The 17,986-nt window shown below is 66.1% G+C and carries 16 protein-coding genes and 1 pseudogene; 4 read left to right on the top strand and 13 right to left on the bottom strand.

All coding sequences use genetic code 11. The features are described 5' to 3' along the window. The 5 genes from BN972_RS23675 to BN972_RS23655 are packed head-to-tail and all read right to left on the bottom strand — an operon-like array spanning nt 1 to nt 4,767. Nucleotides 1-1,014 carry an MlaD family protein gene (locus tag BN972_RS23675; protein WP_036363888.1) on the bottom strand — a complete coding sequence of 338 codons (1,014 nt, stop codon included), beginning with the start codon at nt 1,012-1,014 and terminating at the stop codon, nt 1-3. Further along, nucleotides 1,011-2,015, bottom strand: a complete 1,005-nt coding sequence (locus BN972_RS23670) for an MlaD family protein (protein ID WP_036363208.1) — start codon at nt 2,013-2,015, stop codon at nt 1,011-1,013. The genes BN972_RS23675 and BN972_RS23670 overlap by 4 nt, the downstream gene beginning before the upstream one ends. After that, nucleotides 2,012-2,977, bottom strand: coding sequence for an MlaD family protein (locus BN972_RS23665; protein ID WP_036363205.1), 966 nt, complete (start codon nt 2,975-2,977; stop codon nt 2,012-2,014). The genes BN972_RS23670 and BN972_RS23665 overlap by 4 nt, the downstream gene beginning before the upstream one ends. Before the next feature lie 3 nt (nt 2,978-2,980). Continuing rightward, on the bottom strand, nt 2,981-3,865 hold the full coding sequence (locus BN972_RS23660; RefSeq protein WP_036363203.1) for an MlaE family ABC transporter permease: 885 nt from the start codon (nt 3,863-3,865) through the stop codon (nt 2,981-2,983). Beyond that, nucleotides 3,865-4,767 carry an MlaE family ABC transporter permease gene (locus tag BN972_RS23655; protein WP_080697109.1) on the bottom strand — a complete coding sequence of 301 codons (903 nt, stop codon included), beginning with the start codon at nt 4,765-4,767 and terminating at the stop codon, nt 3,865-3,867. The genes BN972_RS23660 and BN972_RS23655 overlap by 1 nt, the downstream gene beginning before the upstream one ends. Nucleotides 4,768-5,033: 266 nt before the next feature. On the opposite strand from BN972_RS23655, the gene BN972_RS23650 reads away from it, so the two are divergent. Next, nucleotides 5,034-6,752, top strand: coding sequence for a GMC oxidoreductase (locus BN972_RS23650; protein WP_036363199.1), 1,719 nt, complete (start codon nt 5,034-5,036; stop codon nt 6,750-6,752). Between the two features lie 9 nt (nt 6,753-6,761). On the opposite strand, the gene BN972_RS23645 is transcribed toward BN972_RS23650, so the two are convergent. The 5 genes and pseudogenes from BN972_RS23645 to hsaA all read right to left on the bottom strand — a co-directional run bounded on the left by BN972_RS23645 (nt 6,762) and on the right by hsaA (nt 11,057). Further along, nucleotides 6,762-7,370: a hypothetical protein gene (locus tag BN972_RS23645; protein WP_036363195.1), complete on the bottom strand. Its 609-nt coding sequence runs from the start codon at nt 7,368-7,370 to the stop codon at nt 6,762-6,764. A gap of 163 nt (nt 7,371-7,533) precedes the next feature. Then, a pseudogene (gene hsaB, locus BN972_RS23640) lies at nt 7,534-8,099 on the bottom strand (3-hydroxy-9,10-secoandrosta-1,3,5(10)-triene-9,17-dione monooxygenase reductase subunit). 2 nt (nt 8,100-8,101) lie between these two features. Next, a complete protein-coding gene (gene hsaC, locus BN972_RS23635; RefSeq protein ID WP_036363192.1) occupies nt 8,102-9,004 on the bottom strand; it encodes an iron-dependent extradiol dioxygenase HsaC in 903 nt (300 codons plus the stop codon). After that, complete coding sequence (gene hsaD, locus BN972_RS23630) at nt 9,001-9,876, bottom strand: 4,5:9,10-diseco-3-hydroxy-5,9,17-trioxoandrosta-1(10),2-diene-4-oate hydrolase (RefSeq protein ID WP_036363189.1); 876 nt, start codon at nt 9,874-9,876, stop codon at nt 9,001-9,003. Before hsaD ends, hsaC begins: the two co-directional genes overlap by 4 nt. Then, entirely contained in the window at nt 9,873-11,057 is a 1,185-nt protein-coding gene (hsaA, locus tag BN972_RS23625) for a 3-hydroxy-9,10-secoandrosta-1,3,5(10)-triene-9,17-dione monooxygenase oxygenase subunit (protein ID WP_036363186.1), read from the bottom strand. Before hsaA ends, hsaD begins: the two co-directional genes overlap by 4 nt. 147 nt (nt 11,058-11,204) lie before the next feature. Here hsaA and BN972_RS23620 point away from each other — a divergent pair, with 147 nt between their 5' ends. Continuing rightward, nucleotides 11,205-12,293: a ferredoxin--NADP reductase gene (locus BN972_RS23620; protein ID WP_036363185.1), complete on the top strand. Its 1,089-nt coding sequence runs from the start codon at nt 11,205-11,207 to the stop codon at nt 12,291-12,293. A 33-nt stretch (nt 12,294-12,326) separates the two neighbouring features. Continuing rightward, nucleotides 12,327-12,857 carry a hypothetical protein gene (locus BN972_RS23615; RefSeq protein ID WP_036363182.1) on the top strand — a complete coding sequence of 177 codons (531 nt, stop codon included), beginning with the start codon at nt 12,327-12,329 and terminating at the stop codon, nt 12,855-12,857. Nucleotides 12,858-12,947: 90 nt separating this feature from the next. On the opposite strand, the gene BN972_RS23610 is transcribed toward BN972_RS23615, so the two are convergent. Then, nucleotides 12,948-13,826 (bottom strand): endonuclease domain-containing protein, encoded by an 879-nt coding sequence (locus BN972_RS23610; RefSeq protein WP_036363179.1) that lies wholly within the window; start codon nt 13,824-13,826, stop codon nt 12,948-12,950. A gap of 103 nt (nt 13,827-13,929) precedes the next feature. Then, nucleotides 13,930-16,047 (bottom strand): acyl-CoA dehydrogenase, encoded by a 2,118-nt coding sequence (locus tag BN972_RS23605; RefSeq protein ID WP_036363175.1) that lies wholly within the window; start codon nt 16,045-16,047, stop codon nt 13,930-13,932. Between the two features lie 251 nt (nt 16,048-16,298). On the opposite strand from BN972_RS23605, the gene kstR reads away from it, so the two are divergent. Then, complete coding sequence (kstR, locus tag BN972_RS23600; RefSeq protein ID WP_036363883.1) at nt 16,299-16,898, top strand: cholesterol catabolism transcriptional regulator KstR; 600 nt, start codon at nt 16,299-16,301, stop codon at nt 16,896-16,898. A gap of 4 nt (nt 16,899-16,902) precedes the next feature. On the opposite strand, the gene BN972_RS23595 is transcribed toward kstR, so the two are convergent. Continuing rightward, a complete protein-coding gene (locus BN972_RS23595) occupies nt 16,903-17,982 on the bottom strand; it encodes a LacI family DNA-binding transcriptional regulator (RefSeq protein WP_036363172.1) in 1,080 nt (359 codons plus the stop codon). Between the last annotated feature and the right edge of the window lie 4 nt (nt 17,983-17,986).

The following is a 17,986-nucleotide window of genomic DNA, read 5'->3' as shown; positions in this document are numbered from 1 at the left end:
TCAGCACTGCTTCACCATGTTCGGCAGGCAGACCGTCTGCGCATGAGGTACGCGGTTGCCTGGGTCCACGACCACGTGGTCGCCGCGCAGCATGGGCAACAAGACGTTGAGGATCTGGCCGAGGCCTTCGCTGGCCTTACCCACCCGATCCGGATGGGCCACCAGCGCCGAGACGATGTCGTCGATGCCGTTGATCGACGGTGCAAGCTCGCGGTTGTAGAACACCATGACCCGGTCGATGATGCGGGTCAGTTCGGCCAGCAGCGTGAAGAACTCTATGATGTCAACAGATTTCGAGGTGTAGCGCTGCCCTACTAGCGCGAACTGCTCCAGCAACGCCGTGATTTCGTGGCGTCCAGCGGCAAGGGCGCTGCCGGCATGATCGACGAAGTCCACGCCGCGGTGGAAGTCGCCGCTCATCTTGCTCAACGATCGAGTCAACTCGTTGGCGGACTGCAGGATCTCGCGCAGCGCATTGGGATAATTGTTGGTTGCGTCGGCCAGTTCGGTGAAGGTGTCGTGAATCACCTGGCCGTTGACATCCCGCAGGAACGGTGTCGCCGCCTGGATGATGTCGTTGCCTTCGAACGGGACCTTCACCCGTTGGGGTGGAATTCCGTTGCGGCCCAACGGGGCACTGCCCTGCGGGTCGAGGGCGAGGTAGTGCCCGCCCAACGGTGTCAACAACCTGATGTCCAGGGTCGACTCGGACCCGATCAGCAGCGACCGTTTGACGCTGAACTTCAGCTCAACCAGGGTACGGTCCAGCCGCACCCTGGTGACCTTTCCCACCGGGATACCGGCGATCCGAACCTCGTCGCCACTGCGCGCACCGCCCGAGGTGGTGGCGTGAGCCGTGAAGTCGGCCTGCCCGGTGGGATTGACGTAGGCCAGCCCGGTCGTGACCAACGCTACCGCGATCGCTGACACACCCACTATCCCGAGCCGGCGACTGCGCGCCGCTTCGGCGGTCTCGTGCAGTAATCGCCGGTTACGCAAGCTGAACCTGGTCACCGGCACACCACCAAACCCTGTTGAGCGAAGGACACTTCACCGATTCCGGGCAGGTGCAGCTCGCCGTTGGAGCAGGTGAGCGGGGGACGTTCGTCGTCGACCAGGGAGTCGCGCAGGCCCTGGATCAGCGTTGGGGTCAGCGACAGGCCGGCGATGACGGTTGGCGTCTGCGGGAACAACCGGGTGGCCAGGCCGTACAGCGGCGAAGTCGACGCGTCGAAGCCTTGTTCCGCGGTGCGCAATACCTGAACCAGGCTGCGCAGCATCGGTAGCTCGATGTCGATCGAGGTGCGGAACTGCTCTGCCCGGGACGTGAAGGTGCTCAGGGCGTCGGTGAGCGCATCGATGAGGTGGAAGAGCTGTTGGGACTTGCCGCCCAGGTCTTGCGAGAGCGCGCTGAGGTTGCGCAGCAGCACGGTGATGACGGCCTGGCGGTTTACGGCGTATTTGGAGATGGCGTCGAGGTCCCGCAGTACCGAACCGATCCCGCTGTCGTCGCCCTGGATCAGGCGCAAGAGATTCTCGCCGAACTGGTTGAGCTGGGCGGTGTCGAGTGTCTGGAACACCGGGCGAAGGCCGTTGAAAAGTCGAGTGATGTCGAAGGACGGCACGGTCTGCCCGAGTGGGATGGCCGAGCCGGTGGGCAGTCTGTCACTCGCGGCGGGTGGCTGGACCAGCTCGACATAGCGCTGGCCCAGCAGATTTTGATAACGCACCGCTGCAATGGTGTTGCGGTACAACGGGTGTGCGTTCAGCGCGGTGAAATCGACCTTGGCGGTGCGGCCTTCGAGGTGGATGGCCTGGACCTTTCCGACCTGCACGCCAGAGATCCGCACGTCGTTGCCCACGTCGAGGCCCGAGACGTCGGTGAACGTCGCGGTGTAGTGCGACACCGGACCGCTGACCGGACTGCGTAAGGCGGTGAGGAGCAGGATCGCACACACCGCCGCTATCGCGGTGAATGCGATCAGCCAAAACAGCGGTTTGCCAAGCTGTCTCATCGCGGTGCTCCGGCATCCAGGGTCACCTCGGTGCGCAGTCGAACTTGGCCGTCCACTACCGTGAGCGCGCCGTCGGCGCGGTCAAGCAGTCCGGAGAGCCGGTCATAGGCCGGCGCAAGGCTGCCGGCGGCGAACGACGCCGGGATTCCGACGTTCATGATCGCGTTGACCAGCTGAATGATCCAGGGGTTGTTACGCGCGGAAATCCGGCCGACATCCATCAGCAGCTGACCGGTCTGCTGGAAAACGAGGTTGGTTCGGTCGACCGCGCCGGGCGCGACCAACGGCGTCAGCCCGTCGAGCAGCCCGGTGGTCAAACCTACGACGGGCAGCACGTCACGCAACCCGCCCACAAACGATGCCAGCACCGAAAGTGATTGCGCCACCGGCATGGTGTCGCTGTCGGCAACGATTCTGGCCAGGTCCGCACCGGCCCTGGCCACCGGCTCCAGGATGCCGGCGTGCCGGCGCAACACCTCGATCACATGCGCGAACTCGGGTGTGTCGAAGCTGCGGCTCAATCGTTGCCCCTGGCGCAGCAGCCCGGTGATCGAGGCGGCCTGCACGTCGGCGGCCATCACCAGGGTCTGGTTCGGCCGCAATGACGATCCGCTGCCCGTGCTGACGAGTTCGACTGCGGCCGTGCCGAAGACGTTCGAGGACGTGAACCTGGCCTTGGTGTCGGTGGTCAGCGCACGGGCCTGCCGCGGGTCGAGCACCACGGTCATCTTCTGCTTGTTGTAGCCGATCGACTCCAGCGCCTTCACCGATCCGATGGCCAGACCGTGGAACTTGACCTCGGCGCCAGGTGCCAGACCCTCGCCGATCGTATTGGCCACCAAGGTCAACTTGAACGTGTCGTCATAGGTGCCGTGCGCGGTCTCGTAGAGCACGCCGCCGGCCACGACAAGTGCGGCCGCGACGGTCAAACCCCGAATGCGCAGGGCGCGAGAGCTGCTCATCTGCTACCCCGACAACCGCAGGCCCGGATTGTTGCCCCAGAACACCAACGTCAGCACCATGTCGGCAACGACCACCGAAATCAGGCTGGCGCGGATCGCCCGCCCAGAGGAGTGGCCGACACCTTCCGGGCCACCGGCGGTGTAGTAACCCTCGTAGCAGTGGATAGCCACGATGAGCAGCACGAAGATACTCGCCTTGACGATCGAGAGGAGCACGTCCGACGGTTGGATGAACGCGTCGAAGTAGTGGTCGTAGGTGCCCGAGGACTGCCGGTGCACCACATTGACCACCAGCGCACAACACAGGTAGCTCAGCACCAGCGCCAGCAAGTAGAGCGGGACGATGGTGATCATGCTGGCGATCACCCGCGGGGTCACCACGTACGGAATCGACTGAATGCCCTGTACCTCAAGGGCATCGATCTCCTCGGAGATCCGCATGGCACCGAGCTCGGCGGTCATTCGCGTGCCGGCCTGAGCGCCGAACCCGATCGCGGCGATCATCGGCGCCATTTCGCGGGTGTTCGCATAGGCGGAGATGAATCCGGTGAGCGGCCCCATGCCAACCATGTCCAGGGCGGCATATCCTTCGATTCCGACCGACGCGCCAATCGCGGCGCCCATGAAGACCAGTACGCCGACTGTTCCGCCACCGACGATGAACGACCCACTGCCCCAGACCATGTCGACGAGGATGGTGCCCGTATGGCGCCGGTACCTGGCAAGTGTTCGCGGTACCGCACCGAGCATTTGGGCGACGAATGTCGCCTGATGGCCGAGCCGCTCGAAGAACGACAGGCCGCGGTGGCCCACTGACATCGGCAACCGGACGGCGGTGCCCAGTCCGTGCGGTAGGTAGCGCGACGGTCGCGCGGTGAACTGGGTCATCAGCCGACCCTCGTCGGCATGAACATGGTGACGAATTGTGTGATCACCAGGTTGAGCAGAAATACCGTGACCACGCCCAGCACCACCGAGGCGTTGACGGCGTCGGCGACACCGCGTGGACCGCCTCGGGCCTCCAGCCCGCGCTGGCAGGCGATCAAGGTGACGATCACACCGAACAACCAGGTTTTGAGCAGTGCCACCACGAGATCTGTTGTGGTGGCAAAAGACCCGAAGGAGGCGATGTAGCTGCCCGGGGTGCCGGACTGATAGCCGACGTTGATCACGTAGCCGGCGGACAGCCCCATGAAGATGATGAAGACGCACAGCAGCGGCGCCACCACGACCATCGCCGCCAGCCGCGGCGTGACGAGCCGCTGCACCGGGTCGATACCCATCACCCGCAGGGCGTCCACCTCGTCGCGGATGTTACGGGCGCCCAGGTCGGTGGTCACCGCGGCACCCGCGGCCCCGCCCAGCAGCAGCGCGGCCACGATCGGCGCGGCCTGACGTATCACGCCGAGGCCGCTGGCGGCCCCGGAGATCGACGTCGCGCCGACTTGTTGGATGAGGCTGCCCACTTGGACGGCGACGATGACGCCGAACGGGATGGAAATCAGCAGGGCCGGTATGGCGGTGACGCTGACGATAAACGACGCCTGACTGAGCGTGTCCCGCCACGGGTGACGCAACCGGACGAGATCGGTGGCCAGGTAGACCGCCGCCTGGGCGGCCAGTTCGAAGAAGCGACCGAGAGTCTGCAGCGACCGGTCCGCCTTGCCCAGCGCGCGGCGGCGCATTTTGCGCATGGCCCCGCCGGGGGCGGGGCGGATGGTCTCCACATCAGGCTTCCGGGTTGCCGTCGCGGCGGCCGACAACTCCGGCGCGGCAGACAAAAACGGCATGGCGGTTCCCGATCAGATGAAGCTGGAAAAGTGGTGAGTTCGCACAGTACAACACCGCACATTATTAACGCGAGACTTTTTTGCCATTTTTTCAGGCTGGCACCGAGTGCCGAATTCGCGATGTAAAGCTACTTTACGCCGCCGCCATTAGTGCCATTGATTGCGGCGGACGTAAATTGTTAGAACGAATACCAAGTCAACTCTGGTAGCGACGTGGCCAAGGGTTTAAGCTGCGCTACACATTGAGCGGATTGGAGGTTGCTGATATGGCGGAAATGGCCGCGGCTTTGGCGACACCGCTGCAAGCCTTGGGCAGCGAGTACGACGTGGTGATCCTGGGTTCTGGGTATGGCGGCGCCATCACCGCCGCACGGCTCGGGGTTGCCAATGCGCGGGCCGGCGGCAAGCTGCGCATTGCGGTGCTCGAGCGCGGGTCGGAGCATCCCACCGGCAGCTTCCCCGAAACCGAGAAGGCGGCGGCGGCGCAGCTACGTTCGCCGTTCAACCCACTGGGCCTGATCGAGGTCGAGCGGTTCAAGACCATCGACGTCATCCACGCCAACGGCCTCGGCGGCACTTCGCTGATCAACTTCAACGTGGCGATCGTGCCGGACCGGGAGGTCTTCTTGTCCTCTTGGCCGCGGGAGATCCAGCGGTTGGTGGAACAGGGCCCGTCCGTCGGAGGACTCGAGACGTACTACGCGCGGGCCAAGCGCATGCTCGGCGCGGTGCCCTACGCCGAGAACGTGCCGCTGCGCCGGGTGGAGGCGTTCACCCAGATCGCCAAGAACGCCGGGGCGCAGTTGCAGCTACTGGACATCACTGTCAGCACCGAGGATCGCGTCACCAAGTACGGCGTGCAACGGCGCCGCTGCCCCAACCATGGCGGCGACGGCACCGGGGACAACACCGGTTCGAAGAACACATTGATGACCAACTACCTGCCGATGGCCGCCCACTTCGGCGTCGAGTTGTTCGCCGGCATCGAGGCCCAGCGCATCGAGCCGGCCGGCGACGGCCGCTGGCGCGTGGTCACCCGGCGCACCGGTGACAAGGGTGCCGGGAAGGAATCCGCGGTCATCACCCGGCGGGTGGTGGTGTCGGCGGGGACGCTCGGCAGCAACGGGATCCTGCTGCGCTCGAACCGGGCAGGGTTGCCGTTGTCCACTCGGCTCGGCAAGAACTTCAGCGGCAACGGCGACAACTTCGGCATCGCCTACAACACCGACATGCGCACCGACACCCAGACCTGGGCGACCACCGATGGCCCGCCACGCTCACTGCTGGCCTGCGGCCCCAGCATCACCGCGGCGATGCGCTTCGGCGCCGACCAATCTGACCTGCGGAAACGATTCACCGTCCAGGACCTTTCGCTGCCCCGCGCGCTCGTCGACAGCTTCCGGTTCGGGCTGATGGGACTGGCGGCGGCCAGCCACCGCGACTACCGCAGAGCCAAGTTGGAGCGTTGGCGCCGCGACATCGCCTTCAACACCGACGGGGCGATGAATCACTCGCTGGGCTTCCTGATCATGGTGCACGACAACTCCGACGGGGAGCTGGTGCTGCGCAAGAACGGCAGCGTGAAGATCGACTGGCCGGGCGCCCCGACCGAGCGGGTGTACAAGGACGTGGACGCCGTGATGCGCCCGGCGGTGGAGGCCATCGGCGGCACGTACATCAAGAACCCGCGCTGGGACAAACGCTTCCTGGGCAAGCACCTGATCACCGCTCACCCGATGGGCGGGTGCGTCACCGCCGACAACGTCGACGCCGGAGTGGTCGACCACGCCGGGCGGGTGTTCCGGCCCGACGGCGGCACCTACGAAGGCCTGTATGTGTGCGACGCCTCGGTGATCCCGCGCGCGATCGGCGTCAACCCGTTCCTGACGATCTCGATGTTCGCCGAACGTGCCGCCGAGCTGTTGCGCGAGGAGCTGGACCTGCCCGGCTATGACCCGGCCGTCGAGGCGGACGACCGGGCCTGACCCGGACTTCTAGGTGCGCAGCGCGAAGAAGCCGATCATCTCGTAGCGCCCCTTCGGCAGCCGGAACAGGATCTTGCCGAGATAGGTGCCCGGCACCACCTCGACCAACTCGTCGCGGATGCTGCGGATGATGACGTACGGGTTCTCCTTGACGTCGGCGTAGTCGATGACCAGGACCTGCACGTCCGGGTCCAGCTTGCCGGCGTCGTGATAGGTCTTGAAGTCGAAGGCGAGCTTGCCGTCGGCCGCGTCTTTCATTCGGTACATCGGCCACAGCAGCTTGGACGGCAGGCGCGAACCGGATGTCATCCGGTTGTCGCCGGCGTGGCCTTCGGAGTCGAAGCGTTTCCCTTGCCACGGCATCCACAGGTTGGTGACGAATCGTACGGCCGCGTCGACGAGCGGGTTCGTCGTGGTCATCACCAGGATCCCGTTGGTTGGACCGTCCAGGCTCCTTGGCGCGGCGCCTTTGCTGAAGATCGCGTTGAGCTCAGCCTCCGCGGCCGCGCTGTCCGCCTTCGCACGTTCTTTCAGTTCGAGAATCCATTGCCAGGCTTCGTCGGACGCCTGGCGCTTCCGGAGTTCGGAAACGCGGGATTCGGCTGCTTCGATTGTCATTGCTATGCCCTATCTCTGGTCGGGACCCCGGCACGGGGCCGTCACAGAGAAATTAAATCCAGTTATTGCAAAAAACAATGGTCATAATTAAACGACAAAAGTCAAAGTATTGGACATTTTCCGACGCCCTGATGCCTTGTCGAAATTGTTTACATCAGGCTCGCTAGAGCCAGGTGTCCTGGGTGGTCGTGGTGAGGAAGGCTTCCAGGTCGTCGCGCCATTGGGCGGGGTGGTCTTGTCCGGTTCGATGCCGGTGTATTCGCCGCGGTAGAACAGCAACGGACGCGGCTTGATCTTCGGCACCTCGGACAGCGAACTGACCGCACCGAAGACCACGAAGTGGTCGCCGCCGTCGTGCACGGACGCGACAGTGCAGTCAATGTATGCCAATGATCCCTCGATGATCGGCGAACCGAGTTCCGATGCATGCCAATCGATTCCGGCGAACTTGTCGGGCTCCTTTGAACCAAAGCGCGCCGAGACGTGTTTCTGGCTTTCGGTCAGCACGTTGACGCAGAACCGACCGCTGGCCTCGATTGCCTGCCAGGACCGCGACACCTTGGTCGGGCAGAACAGCACCAGCGGCGGGTCCAGCGACAGCGCGGCGAACGACTGGCAGGCGAAACCGATCGGTACGTCGTCGTGCACGGTGGTGATGATGGTGATGCCCGTGCAGAACTGGCCCAGCACGCTACGGAACGCGCGCGGGTCGATCGGCGCAGCATTCATGGCTAGCTCTTGAAGCCGACCGAGAAGTCGTGGCCCCACAGGCTCACCGCGGTGCTCTCGCGGGCGATCCAGTCATCGTCGGCGACTTGTCTTCCTTCGCAACCGAATTCGATGTCAAAACCGCTCGGCGTCTTCATGTAGAAGGACAGCATCAGGTCGTTGACGTGCCGGCCCAGGGTGGCCGACATCTTCACCTTCTTGCGTAGTGCCCGGTCCAGGCACAGCCCGACGTCGTCGGCGTTCTCCACTTCGACCATCAGGTGCACGATGCCCGACGGGGTCGGGGCCGGCATGAAGGCCAGGCTGTGATGACGCGGGTTGCAGCCGAAGAAGCGAAGCCAGGCCGGTGCCCCATCGGCGGGCCGGCCCACGATCTGCGGGGGCAGTCGCATGGAGTCCCGAAGCTTGAAGCCGAGCACATCGCGGTAGAAGTGCAGCGATTCGGCGTCGTCCTTGGTGGACAACACCACATGGCCCAGCCCCTGCTCACCGGTGACGAATTTATGGCCGTACGGGCTGACCACCCGCCGGTGCTCCAGCGCGGCGCCGTGGAAGACCTCCAGGCAGTTACCCGACGGGTCGGAGAACCGGATCATCTCATCGACCCTGCGGTCGGCGAGTTCGGCCGCGGTCGCCTCTTTGTACGGCGTCCCCTCGACGTCCAGCCGATTCCGGATCTCCTGCAGTCCTTCGGCGTTCGCGCATTCCCAGCCGGCCTCGGCGAGCCGGTCGTGTTCGCCGGGCACAATCACCAGACGGGCCGGGAAGTCGTCCATCCGCAAGTACAGCGCACCTTCGGTGTTCCCCTTGCCCTCGACCATGCCGAGGACCTTCAGGCCGTACTCGCGCCACGCCGCCATATCGGTGGCCTCGATGCGCAGATAGCCCAGTGACCGGATGCTCATCTCGCACCTCCTAAGAAATCAATCGTGAGTTTGTTGAACTCGTCGAACTTCTCGACCTGGGCCCAATGTCCACACTGCCCGAAAACGTGCAATTGAGCTCGCGGGATGGTCTTCAGCGCCACCAGCGCGCCATCGAGCGGGTTGACCCGGTCTTCCCGGCCCCAGATCAGTAGCACCGGCTGGCGCAGCTTGTACACCTCGCGCCACATCATGCCGAGCTCGAAGTCGGCTCCGGAGAACGACATTCCCATCGCACGGGTCGCGGTCAGCGATTCCGGCGTACTGGCCAGCTCGAACCGCTGGTCGATCAATTCCGGGGTGATCAGCTTCTGGTCGTAGACCATCACCCGCAGGAACGCCTCGAGGTTATCCCGGGTGGGCTCCATGGAGAACTTGCCCAGCCGCTTGACGCCCTCGGTCGGGTCGGGTGCGAACAGGTTGACACTCAGACCGCCCGGACCCATCAGCACCAGGCGCCCGGCCAGTTCGGGATAGTCCAGCGCGAAGCGCACTGCGGTGCCCCCGCCCAGCGAATTACCCACCAGCGGAACACGTCCCAGCCCAAGTTGGTCGAACAGTCCCTTGAGCGCCCTGGCCGCGTAGCGGTTGAACTGCCCGTGCTCGGCGCGTTTGTCGGAGTGCCCGTAGCCGGGCTGATCGACGGCCAGCACGTGAAAGTGCTTGGCCAGTACCGCGATGTTGCGGGAGAAATTCGTCCAGCTCGACGCGCCGGGCCCGCCGCCGTGCAACAACACCACCGTCGGCGCATTGCCGATCCCGGCCTCGTGGTAGTGCAGCTTCAGCGGCCCGTCGACGTCGACCTCCGCGTAACGCGAGGTGGACTCGAACGTTATCTCTTCGGTCGCGGTCATACCATCGTGTCGCCGGGCGGCAACCCGAACTCGTGGTTCCCGAAGATCTGGTAGGCCCGCTCGGGGTCGTTCGCCGCGTGCACCCGGCCGGCGTGCGCGTCGCGCCAGAAGCGTTGCACCGGTTGATCGTTGCCCAGGGCAGTGGCGCCGGACGCTTCGAAGAGCCGGTCGATCGACGCGATCGCCCGCCCGGTCGCGCGCACCTGGTCACGACGGGCACGGGCGCGCAGGTCGAACGGGATCTCCTTGCCGGCGGACAGCAGCGCGTACTCGTCGGCGACGTTGCCGCTCAACTGCCGCCACGCCGCGTCGATGTCACTGGCCGCTTCAGCTATGCGCACCTTGGCGAACGGGTCGTCCTTGGCCTTCTCGCCGGCGAACGCCGCGCGCACCCGCTTGCCCTGATGCTCGACGTGCGCCTGGTAGGCGCCGTAGGCCATCCCGACGATGGGCGCCGAGATAGTGGTGGGATGCATTGTGCCCCAGGGCATCTTGTAGACCGGCGCGGTGTTGGTCTGATATCCGCCGGCGGTGCCGTCGTTCATCGCCTTGTAGGACAGGAACCGGTGCCGGGGCACGAACACGTCCTTGACCACGATCGTGTTGCTGCCGGTGCCCCGCAGCCCCACCACGTGCCAGACGTCGTCGATGCGGTACTCGCTGCGCGGGATCAGAAAACTGCCGAAGTCGACCGGCCGGCCGTCCTTGATGACCGGTCCGCCCAGGAACGCCCAGGACGCGTGGTCACACCCCGATGACCAGTTCCACGAGCCGTTGACCAGGTAGCCGCCGTCGACCACGACGCCGGCACCCATCGGGGCATACGACGACGAGATCCGCGTCCTTGGGTCCTCGCCCCAGACCTCTTCCTGCGCCTGCTGGTCGAACAACGCCAGATGCCAGTTGTGCACGCCGATGATGGAGCTGACCCAGCCGGTGGAGCCGCACGCGCTGGCCAGCCGCCGGGTCGCCTCGTAGAACAGTGCCGGGTCGCATTGCAGCCCGCCCCACTGCTCGGGCTGCAGCAGGGTGAAGAAACCAACCTCGTCCAGTTCCTGGACCGTCTCGTCGAGCAACCGGCGCCGGTCTTCCGTCGCCTGGGCGCGCTCCCGAATCCGTGGCAGCAGATCGTCGATGGCAGTGAGGACCGACTGCGCGTCACGCTGTTGAATGGACGTCACTTACGTTTGCCTCCTGGGAGAGCGGACATAGAGAAAAGACTAGAACACGTTCCGATTTGTGTCGAGCAGGGTGTTCCTGCGGCTGGTAGCGGTACCAAACGGGTTTTCTATAACATGTTCTAGTTCAGCAGAGAGGAAGGGCAGGTCGTGACAGCGGACAATTCCGGCGGCGTCCCCGACGAGCCGCTCGGCGACCACGTCCTGGAGCTGCAGATCGCCGAGGTGGTCGCCGAAACCGACGACGCGCGGTCGCTGGTGTTCACCGTCCCGGACGGCGCCGGAGACCCGGAGCTCCCGCCGGGCCGGTTGCGCTATGCGCCCGGCCAGTTCTTGACGCTGCGCATCCCCAGCGACCGCACCGGCTCGGTCGCCCGGTGCTACTCGCTGTGCAGCTCGCCGTACACCGACGAGGCGCTGACCGTCACCGTCAAGCGGACCGCGGACGGGTACGGGTCCAATTGGCTGTGCGACAACGCGCACCAGGGCATGCGAATCCACGTGCTGGCCCCGTCGGGCACCTTCGTACCCAAGACGCTCGACGACGATTTCCTGTTGCTGGCGGCCGGCAGTGGGATCACCCCGATCATGTCGATCTGTAAGTCGGCGCTGATCGAAGGCAGCGGGCAGGTGACGCTCGTCTACGCCAACCGCGACGACCGCTCGGTGATCTTCCGTGACGCGCTGCGGGAGCTGGCGACCAAGTATCCGGACCGGCTGACCGTGGTGCACTGGCTGGAATCGCTGCAGGGACTGCCCAGCGCGGCTGCCTTGGCCAAGCTGGCCGGGCCGTTCAGCGACCGGCCCGCCTACATCTGCGGGCCGGGGCCGTTCATGGAGGCGGCGCGCCAAGCCCTGGAAGCCCTCAAAGTGCCGACCGGCCAGATACATATCGAGGTGTTCAAGTCGCTGGAGTCGGACCCGTTCGCGGCGGTCAAGGTCGAGCAGACGGGTGACGAGCCACCGGCCACCGCGGTGGTGGAACTGGATGGGGAAACCCACACCGTCTCCTGGCCGCGCAGCGCCAAGCTGCTCGATGTGCTGCTGGCCAAGGGCCTCGACGCCCCCTTCTCCTGCCGGGAGGGCCACTGCGGCGCGTGCGCCTGCACCCTGCGCAGCGGCAAAGTCTCGATGGAGGTCAACGACGTGCTGGAGCAAGAGGACCTCGACGAGGGGCTAATTTTGGCCTGTCAATCTCATCCGGAATCTGATTCGGTAGAAGTGACCTACGACGAGTAGGGCACAGGGAGTCACCCGGGAAGGGACAACAGGATGAAACGGCTGGTACCGGGTCTCGCGCTGGTCGGACTCATGGTCGCGTTCGTTCCCAACCCCACCGCGGCCGCCGGTGACAACATGGCCACCACGCTGTTCCCGGTGGACGAGGCGAACCAGCTCGAGACTCACTCCTACGTCAACTGCCACGGCGGCGGCACCTGTGACTTCGTCGCGGGGGCCAACCTGCGCACGCCCGACGGCCCGGCCGGCTTCCCGCCCGGACTGTGGGCGCGGCAAACCACCGAGATCCGGTCCAACAATCGGCTGGCCTACCTGGACGCGCACGCCACCAGCCAGTTCGAGCGGGTGTTCAAAGAGGGCGGGACCGACACCATCACCACCCAGTACTTCGGCGAAGGCCCGCCGGATAAGTATCAGACCACCGGCGTCATCAACTCGACAAGTTGGTCGACGGGCCAGCCGATGGGCAACGCGATGGTGTTCGTGTGCACCCACATGCAGGTGGTCTACTCGGGCGTGAACCTGACCTCGCCCAGCACCTGCGCACAGACGCAGATCACCTAGGGTTCGAGCGGGTGCGGCTGCGCCCCATCGAGATTGAAAATCTGCAGCGAAAGTGCGAGTGGGAGACTGCAGATATTCAGTCTCGGCGCGCTACCCCGCCAGCGGGCGCGTCGTCGTATCACCCGGCCACCAGCCCCTCGCGACAAGTGCCTCGTTGACGCGTTCGACGACGTGCTCTGGCCGGTCCTCGGCGATCACGCGGATGACGATCCAACCAAGTTGCTCGAGCTTGCGTAGCCGCCGCTGATCCCTGACGTACTGAGTGCGATCAGCGCGATGGTGGTCACCGTCGTATTCGACGGCCACACCGAACTCCGTCCAGCCCATGTCCAGCACGGCCAGCGTGTGGTAGTTGACGACGATCGGGATTTGGGTCCGTGGAGTGGGGAAGCCCGCATCGATCAGCAACAGTCGCAGACCCGACTCCCTGGGCGACGCGGCGCCGGGGTCCACCAGTTGCAACGCCGCCCGCAGCGAGCGGATACCGCGCGCAGCCGGGTGCCGCTGGGCCATTTGCAGCACGGCCTCGGTACAGAAGGGGGTGGCACGCATCAGCGCGTCCAACCGCGCCACAGCCTGGTTGCGAGGAAGCTGCCGCCCCAAGTCGTATGCCGTTCGCACCAGGCTGGTTACCGGGAGGCCCGCGACACGAGCGATTTCACCGTCGGTCAACGTCTGCTTGCTCGCGACGATGCCCTGCGGCGGGTGTGTGTTCGAGCAAATCAGTTCGATGGGCGCGGTGGCGTCGACCCATTGGGCACCGTGGAGGGCCGATGCGGCGAGTCCCGCGACCACCCCGCGTCGCTGCGACCACAGCCACGCCGCCTCTGTTCTATCCCGCAGGGAAAGTTGCTGCCCCGCAGCCACATACACGCCGGGAAAAACGGGCCGGTACCAGCGTCGCAGTTCATGCCGCGTCACTTCCGCCCGCTGCAGTGCTTCATTGCCTCGAAAGACCATGGCCCTCATCCTGGCGGGACGGGCCGACAACCCATCGACACTGAAAATCTGCAGTGAAAGTGCGAGTAGGGACCCGCAGATTTTCAGCCTCGGCGAAACGGGGTCGCAGAACCTAGCGCGGCAGCCCCAGCAGCCGTTCGGCGGCGACCGTGAGCAGGATCTGTTCCGTCCCACCGGCGATGGTCAGGCAGCGGGTGTTGAGGAAGTCGTACACGGCCCGGTTGTGCACCAGACCGCCGCCTTCGGAGACGTCCATCATGTATTCGGCGAGCGCCTGTCGATAGCGCACGCCGATGAGCTTGCGGACACTGGATTGCGCGCCAGGGTCGCGGCCGCCCACGGCCAGCTGCGCGATGCGCTGGTCGAGCAGCGCCCCGGCCTGGGTGAGCAGGATGAGCCCCGCCAGCCGATCCTGTTGAGCGGCGTCGAGGTCGATCTCGGCGAGCACCCTGAGCAGCTCTTCCATCGGGTTGCCCAGCGCGGTGCCGGTGGCCATCGCGATGCGTTCGTTGGCCAGGGTGGTGCGGGCCAGCCGCCACCCGTCGTTGACCGCACCGACGACCATGTCGTCGGGAACGAACACGTTGTCCAGGAACACCTCGTTGAACAGCGAGTCACCGGTGATCTCGCGCAGCGGCCGGATCTCGATGCCCGGCGACTTCATGTCGATCAGGAAGTACGTGATGCCCTTGTGCTTGGGTGCGTCCGGGTCGGTCCTGGCCAGGCACACACCCCAGGCCGCCTTGTGGGCGGCCGACGTCCAGACCTTCTGCCCGGTGAGCAGCCAGCCACCGTCACCGCGCACGGCTTTGGTGCGCAGCGACGCCAGGTCCGAACCGGCGCCCGGCTCGGAAAACAGTTGGCACCAAAGGAAATCGCCGCGCAGGGTGGCCGGCACGAAGCGCTCGATCTGTTCGGGTGTGCCGTGCTCGAGCAGGGTGGGCGCCGCCCACCAGCCGATCACCAGATCCGGCCGCACCACCCCGGCGGCGGCCATCTCCTGGTCGATCAGCAGCTGCTCGGCGGGCAGCGCGCCGCGCCCATAGGGGGCCGGCCAGTGCGGTGCCAACAGGCCGGCTTCGGCCAGCGCCACCTGTCGCTTCTCCTGCGGAAGTTCGGCGACCTTGGCGACCGCGGCGGCGATCTCGGGTCGGGATCCCTCGACGTCGGACAGGTCGATGCCCAACTGCCGGCGGACACCCTGCTGGGTCAGCGCGGCGACCCGGCGCAGCCAGCGCTCGGGACCGCCCAGGAAACGGCCGATGCTGTGGGCCCGGCGCAGATACAGGTGCGCGTCGTGTTCCCAGGTACAACCGATCCCGCCGAGCACCTGGATGCAGTCTTTGACGTTGGCTTTCGTCGCGGAGATACCGATGCTCGCGGCCAGCGCGGCAGCGATGGCGAATTGCTGCGGATCGGGATCCGAGGCGGCCCGGGCCGCGTCGGCGGCGGCCACTTCGGCCTGCTCGGCGCGACACAGCATCTCCGCGCAGAGGTGCTTGATGGCCTGGAAACTGCCGATCGGCTTGCCGAACTGCTCGCGCACCTTGGCGTAGGCCACCGCGGTCTCCAGCGAATACCGGGTGATGCCGGCAGCCTCGGCGGCCAGCAAAGTCGCCGCCAGATCGCGCACCCGCCGCTCCGGTGCCTCTAAAACGGTGACCGGCGCCGACGACAGCGCCACGGAAGCCAGCGGCCGCGAGAAGTCCGCGGGCTGCAACGGCTCCAGCTCAACTCCCTGGGCCGACGTGTCGACGAGCAGCCATTTCCCCTCGGCGGGCACCAGCAGGACACCACCGGCGGCGGCGCCGAGCGCCCACGCCACGGTGCCACTTGCCGCCTGCCCGTCTAACCGCACGTCGGCCTCGAGGGCGAGACCGGCAAACCGTTCACCGGAAGCCAACGCGCCCAGCAATTCGGGGTCGGTGACAACCAGCGCGGCCAACGCGGTGGTCGCCACCGGCCCGGGCACCAGCGCCTTGGCCGCCTCCTCGACCATGGCGCACAGGTCCTCGATGCTGCCGCCGGCACCGCCGGCCTCCTCCGCGACGGCCACCCCGAACAGGCCCAGGTCGGCCAACCCGGAAAACACCGGGCGCCACGCGTCTGGGTCGCCCTGCTCGACGGCGCGGACCGCCACCGTCGCGGACCCGCCCGCGGCCGCGCTGCGGGCCCAGTCGCGCACCAGCTCGCGCGCCGCGAACTGTTCATCGGTGACGGTCGCTACCACCAGTAGTCCTCCGCGTCGGCGCGGCCACATGGCCAAGATGGGTACGGAAATCTTTCCTCCACACTAGAACGTGTTCTAATAGTGGAAGCGATCAACCGTCAAGTCGGCGGTTATTTGGCCAGCACACGTCGTTGTCCGGCTGCGGGGAGGTGGGAGATGCACGCTGAGAATGCGTATCGTTTGTGGGCATGTCGTCCGCGGACCAGACTCGGCGCGCCGCTCCCAGCCGCCGGCCCGGCGAGGTTCTGAACATGGCGGTACTGGCTGAGTCCGAACTCGGCTCGGAGGCGCAACGCGAACGCCGTAAGCGAATCTTGGACGCCACCATGGCGATCGCGTCCAAGGGAGGCTACGAGGCGGTGCAGATGCGCGCCGTGGCCGACCGTGCCGACGTGGCCGTCGGCACGCTGTACCGGTACTTCCCGTCGAAGGTGCACCTGCTGGTGTCGGCCTTGGGCAGGGAGTTCAGCCGCATCGACGCCAAGACCGACCGCTCGGCCGTCGCCGGCGGGACGCCGTTCCAGCGGTTGAACTTCATGGTCGGCAAGCTCAACCGGGCGATGCAGCGCAATCCGCTGTTGACCGAAGCCATGACGCGCGCCTACGTGTTCGCCGACGCGTCCGCGGCCGCCGAGGTCGATCAGGTCGAGAAGCTGATCGACAGCATGTTCGCGCGGGCGATGAGCGACGGCGAACCGACCGAAGACCAGTACCACATCGCCCGGGTCATCTCGGATGTGTGGCTGTCGAATCTGCTGGCCTGGCTCACCCGCCGCGCCTCGGCCACCGACGTGAGCAAGCGACTGGATCTGGCCGTGCGGTTGCTGATCGGCGATCAGTCCGCAAGCTGACACTTCACGCGGGCGGCCCGCAGGTGCGGCCCCGGATGAGCTCGGTGGCGAGAAGTTCGACCACCGGCAGCCCGGACCGCGGCGGCTTGAGTACCAATTCACCGGCGCGCCGGCCTTTTTGCAGGCTCGGCTGTGCGACCGTGGTCAGCCCGCGGCTGATGGCATCGTCGACTCCGTCGAACCCGGTGACCGTCATCTGACCCGGAACGTAAATCCCATGTGCGCGAAGGTAATCCATCGCCGACAAGGCCAGGATGTCCGCGGTGCACATGAGTGCGGTAATGCGCGGATTAGCCTCCAGCGCCACTTTCGCGGCATCACCACCCGAGGTCGGCAGGTGCTCGTCGCTTTCCACCACCGTCAGCGAATCCGGCTCGACGCCGGCCGCCGCCATCGCCTCCCAGATACCGATGATCCGTTCCCGCTGCACGTCGAAGGTGGGTGAGCGCAGCCGTTCGGGGTCCACCAGGCCCATGCGTCGGTCGTCGCCGAGTCGCATTGTCAGCAAACCGATCTCGCGATGCCCCAGGCCCAGCACATACGACGCGAGCTCGCGCATCGCGGCGCGGTCGTCGATGCCGACCCGCGACACCCCCGACAGGCCGACCGGCTGGTCGACCACCACCACGGGCAGGCGCCGTTGCAACACCGCCTGCAGGTACGGGTCGTCGTCGCGGACCGAATAGACCACGAAGCCGTCTACCCCGGCCCCCAGCACGGCCGCGGTGCCGTCCTCGATGCTGCGGCTAGGGCCCACCGCCACCAGCAGCAGCCCCTGCCCAAGCTCCTCGCATGACTGCGCCACTCCCGCAACGAAATCCCGCGCCGCCGGGTCGCTGAACGAGTAAGTCAGCGCCTCGGTCAGGACCAGGCCGACGGCGCCCGCCTTGCGGGTACGCAGTGACCGCGCCACCGGGTCCGGTCCCGCGTAGCCTAGGCGCTTGGCGGTGGCGAGCACCTGCTCCCGGAGTTGGGGCGAGAGCTGATCCGGTCGGTTGAAGGCGTTGGAGATCGTGGTGCGGGACACCTTGAGTTCGGCTGCCAACGACGCCAGAGTCGCCCGCCTGCGCGGTGTGGGACTCATGCTC

It is taken from the genome of Mycobacterium asiaticum DSM 44297 (assembly GCF_000613245.1).
GTDB classification, from domain to species: Bacteria; Actinomycetota; Actinomycetes; order Mycobacteriales; family Mycobacteriaceae; genus Mycobacterium; species Mycobacterium asiaticum.
The sequence above is the reverse complement of the archived record's forward strand: the minus strand, read 5'-3'. Positions and strand labels throughout refer to the sequence as shown.

Bases quoted from the DNA above. Each gene is read 5' to 3' on its own strand.
- BN972_RS23595 (WP_036363172.1), bottom strand. From the start codon at position 17,982: ATGAGTCCCACACCGCGCAGGCGGGCGACTCTGGCGTCGTTGGCAGCC.
- kstR (WP_036363883.1), top strand. From the start codon at position 16,299: ATGGCGGTACTGGCTGAGTCCGAACTCGGCTCGGAGGCGCAACGCGAA.
- BN972_RS23610 (WP_036363179.1), bottom strand. From the start codon at position 13,826: ATGAGGGCCATGGTCTTTCGAGGCAATGAAGCACTGCAGCGGGCGGAA.
- BN972_RS23655 (WP_080697109.1), bottom strand. From the start codon at position 4,767: ATGCCGTTTTTGTCTGCCGCGCCGGAGTTGTCGGCCGCCGCGACGGCA.
- BN972_RS23665 (WP_036363205.1), bottom strand. From the start codon at position 2,977: ATGAGCAGCTCTCGCGCCCTGCGCATTCGGGGTTTGACCGTCGCGGCC.
- BN972_RS23645 (WP_036363195.1), bottom strand. From the start codon at position 7,370: ATGACAATCGAAGCAGCCGAATCCCGCGTTTCCGAACTCCGGAAGCGC.
- BN972_RS23670 (WP_036363208.1), bottom strand. From the start codon at position 2,015: ATGAGACAGCTTGGCAAACCGCTGTTTTGGCTGATCGCATTCACCGCG.
- BN972_RS23650 (WP_036363199.1), top strand. From the start codon at position 5,034: ATGGCGGAAATGGCCGCGGCTTTGGCGACACCGCTGCAAGCCTTGGGC.
- BN972_RS23660 (WP_036363203.1), bottom strand. From the start codon at position 3,865: ATGACCCAGTTCACCGCGCGACCGTCGCGCTACCTACCGCACGGACTG.
- hsaC (WP_036363192.1), bottom strand. From the start codon at position 9,004: ATGAGCATCCGGTCACTGGGCTATCTGCGCATCGAGGCCACCGATATG.
- hsaD (WP_036363189.1), bottom strand. From the start codon at position 9,876: ATGACCGCGACCGAAGAGATAACGTTCGAGTCCACCTCGCGTTACGCG.
- BN972_RS23615 (WP_036363182.1), top strand. From the start codon at position 12,327: ATGAAACGGCTGGTACCGGGTCTCGCGCTGGTCGGACTCATGGTCGCG.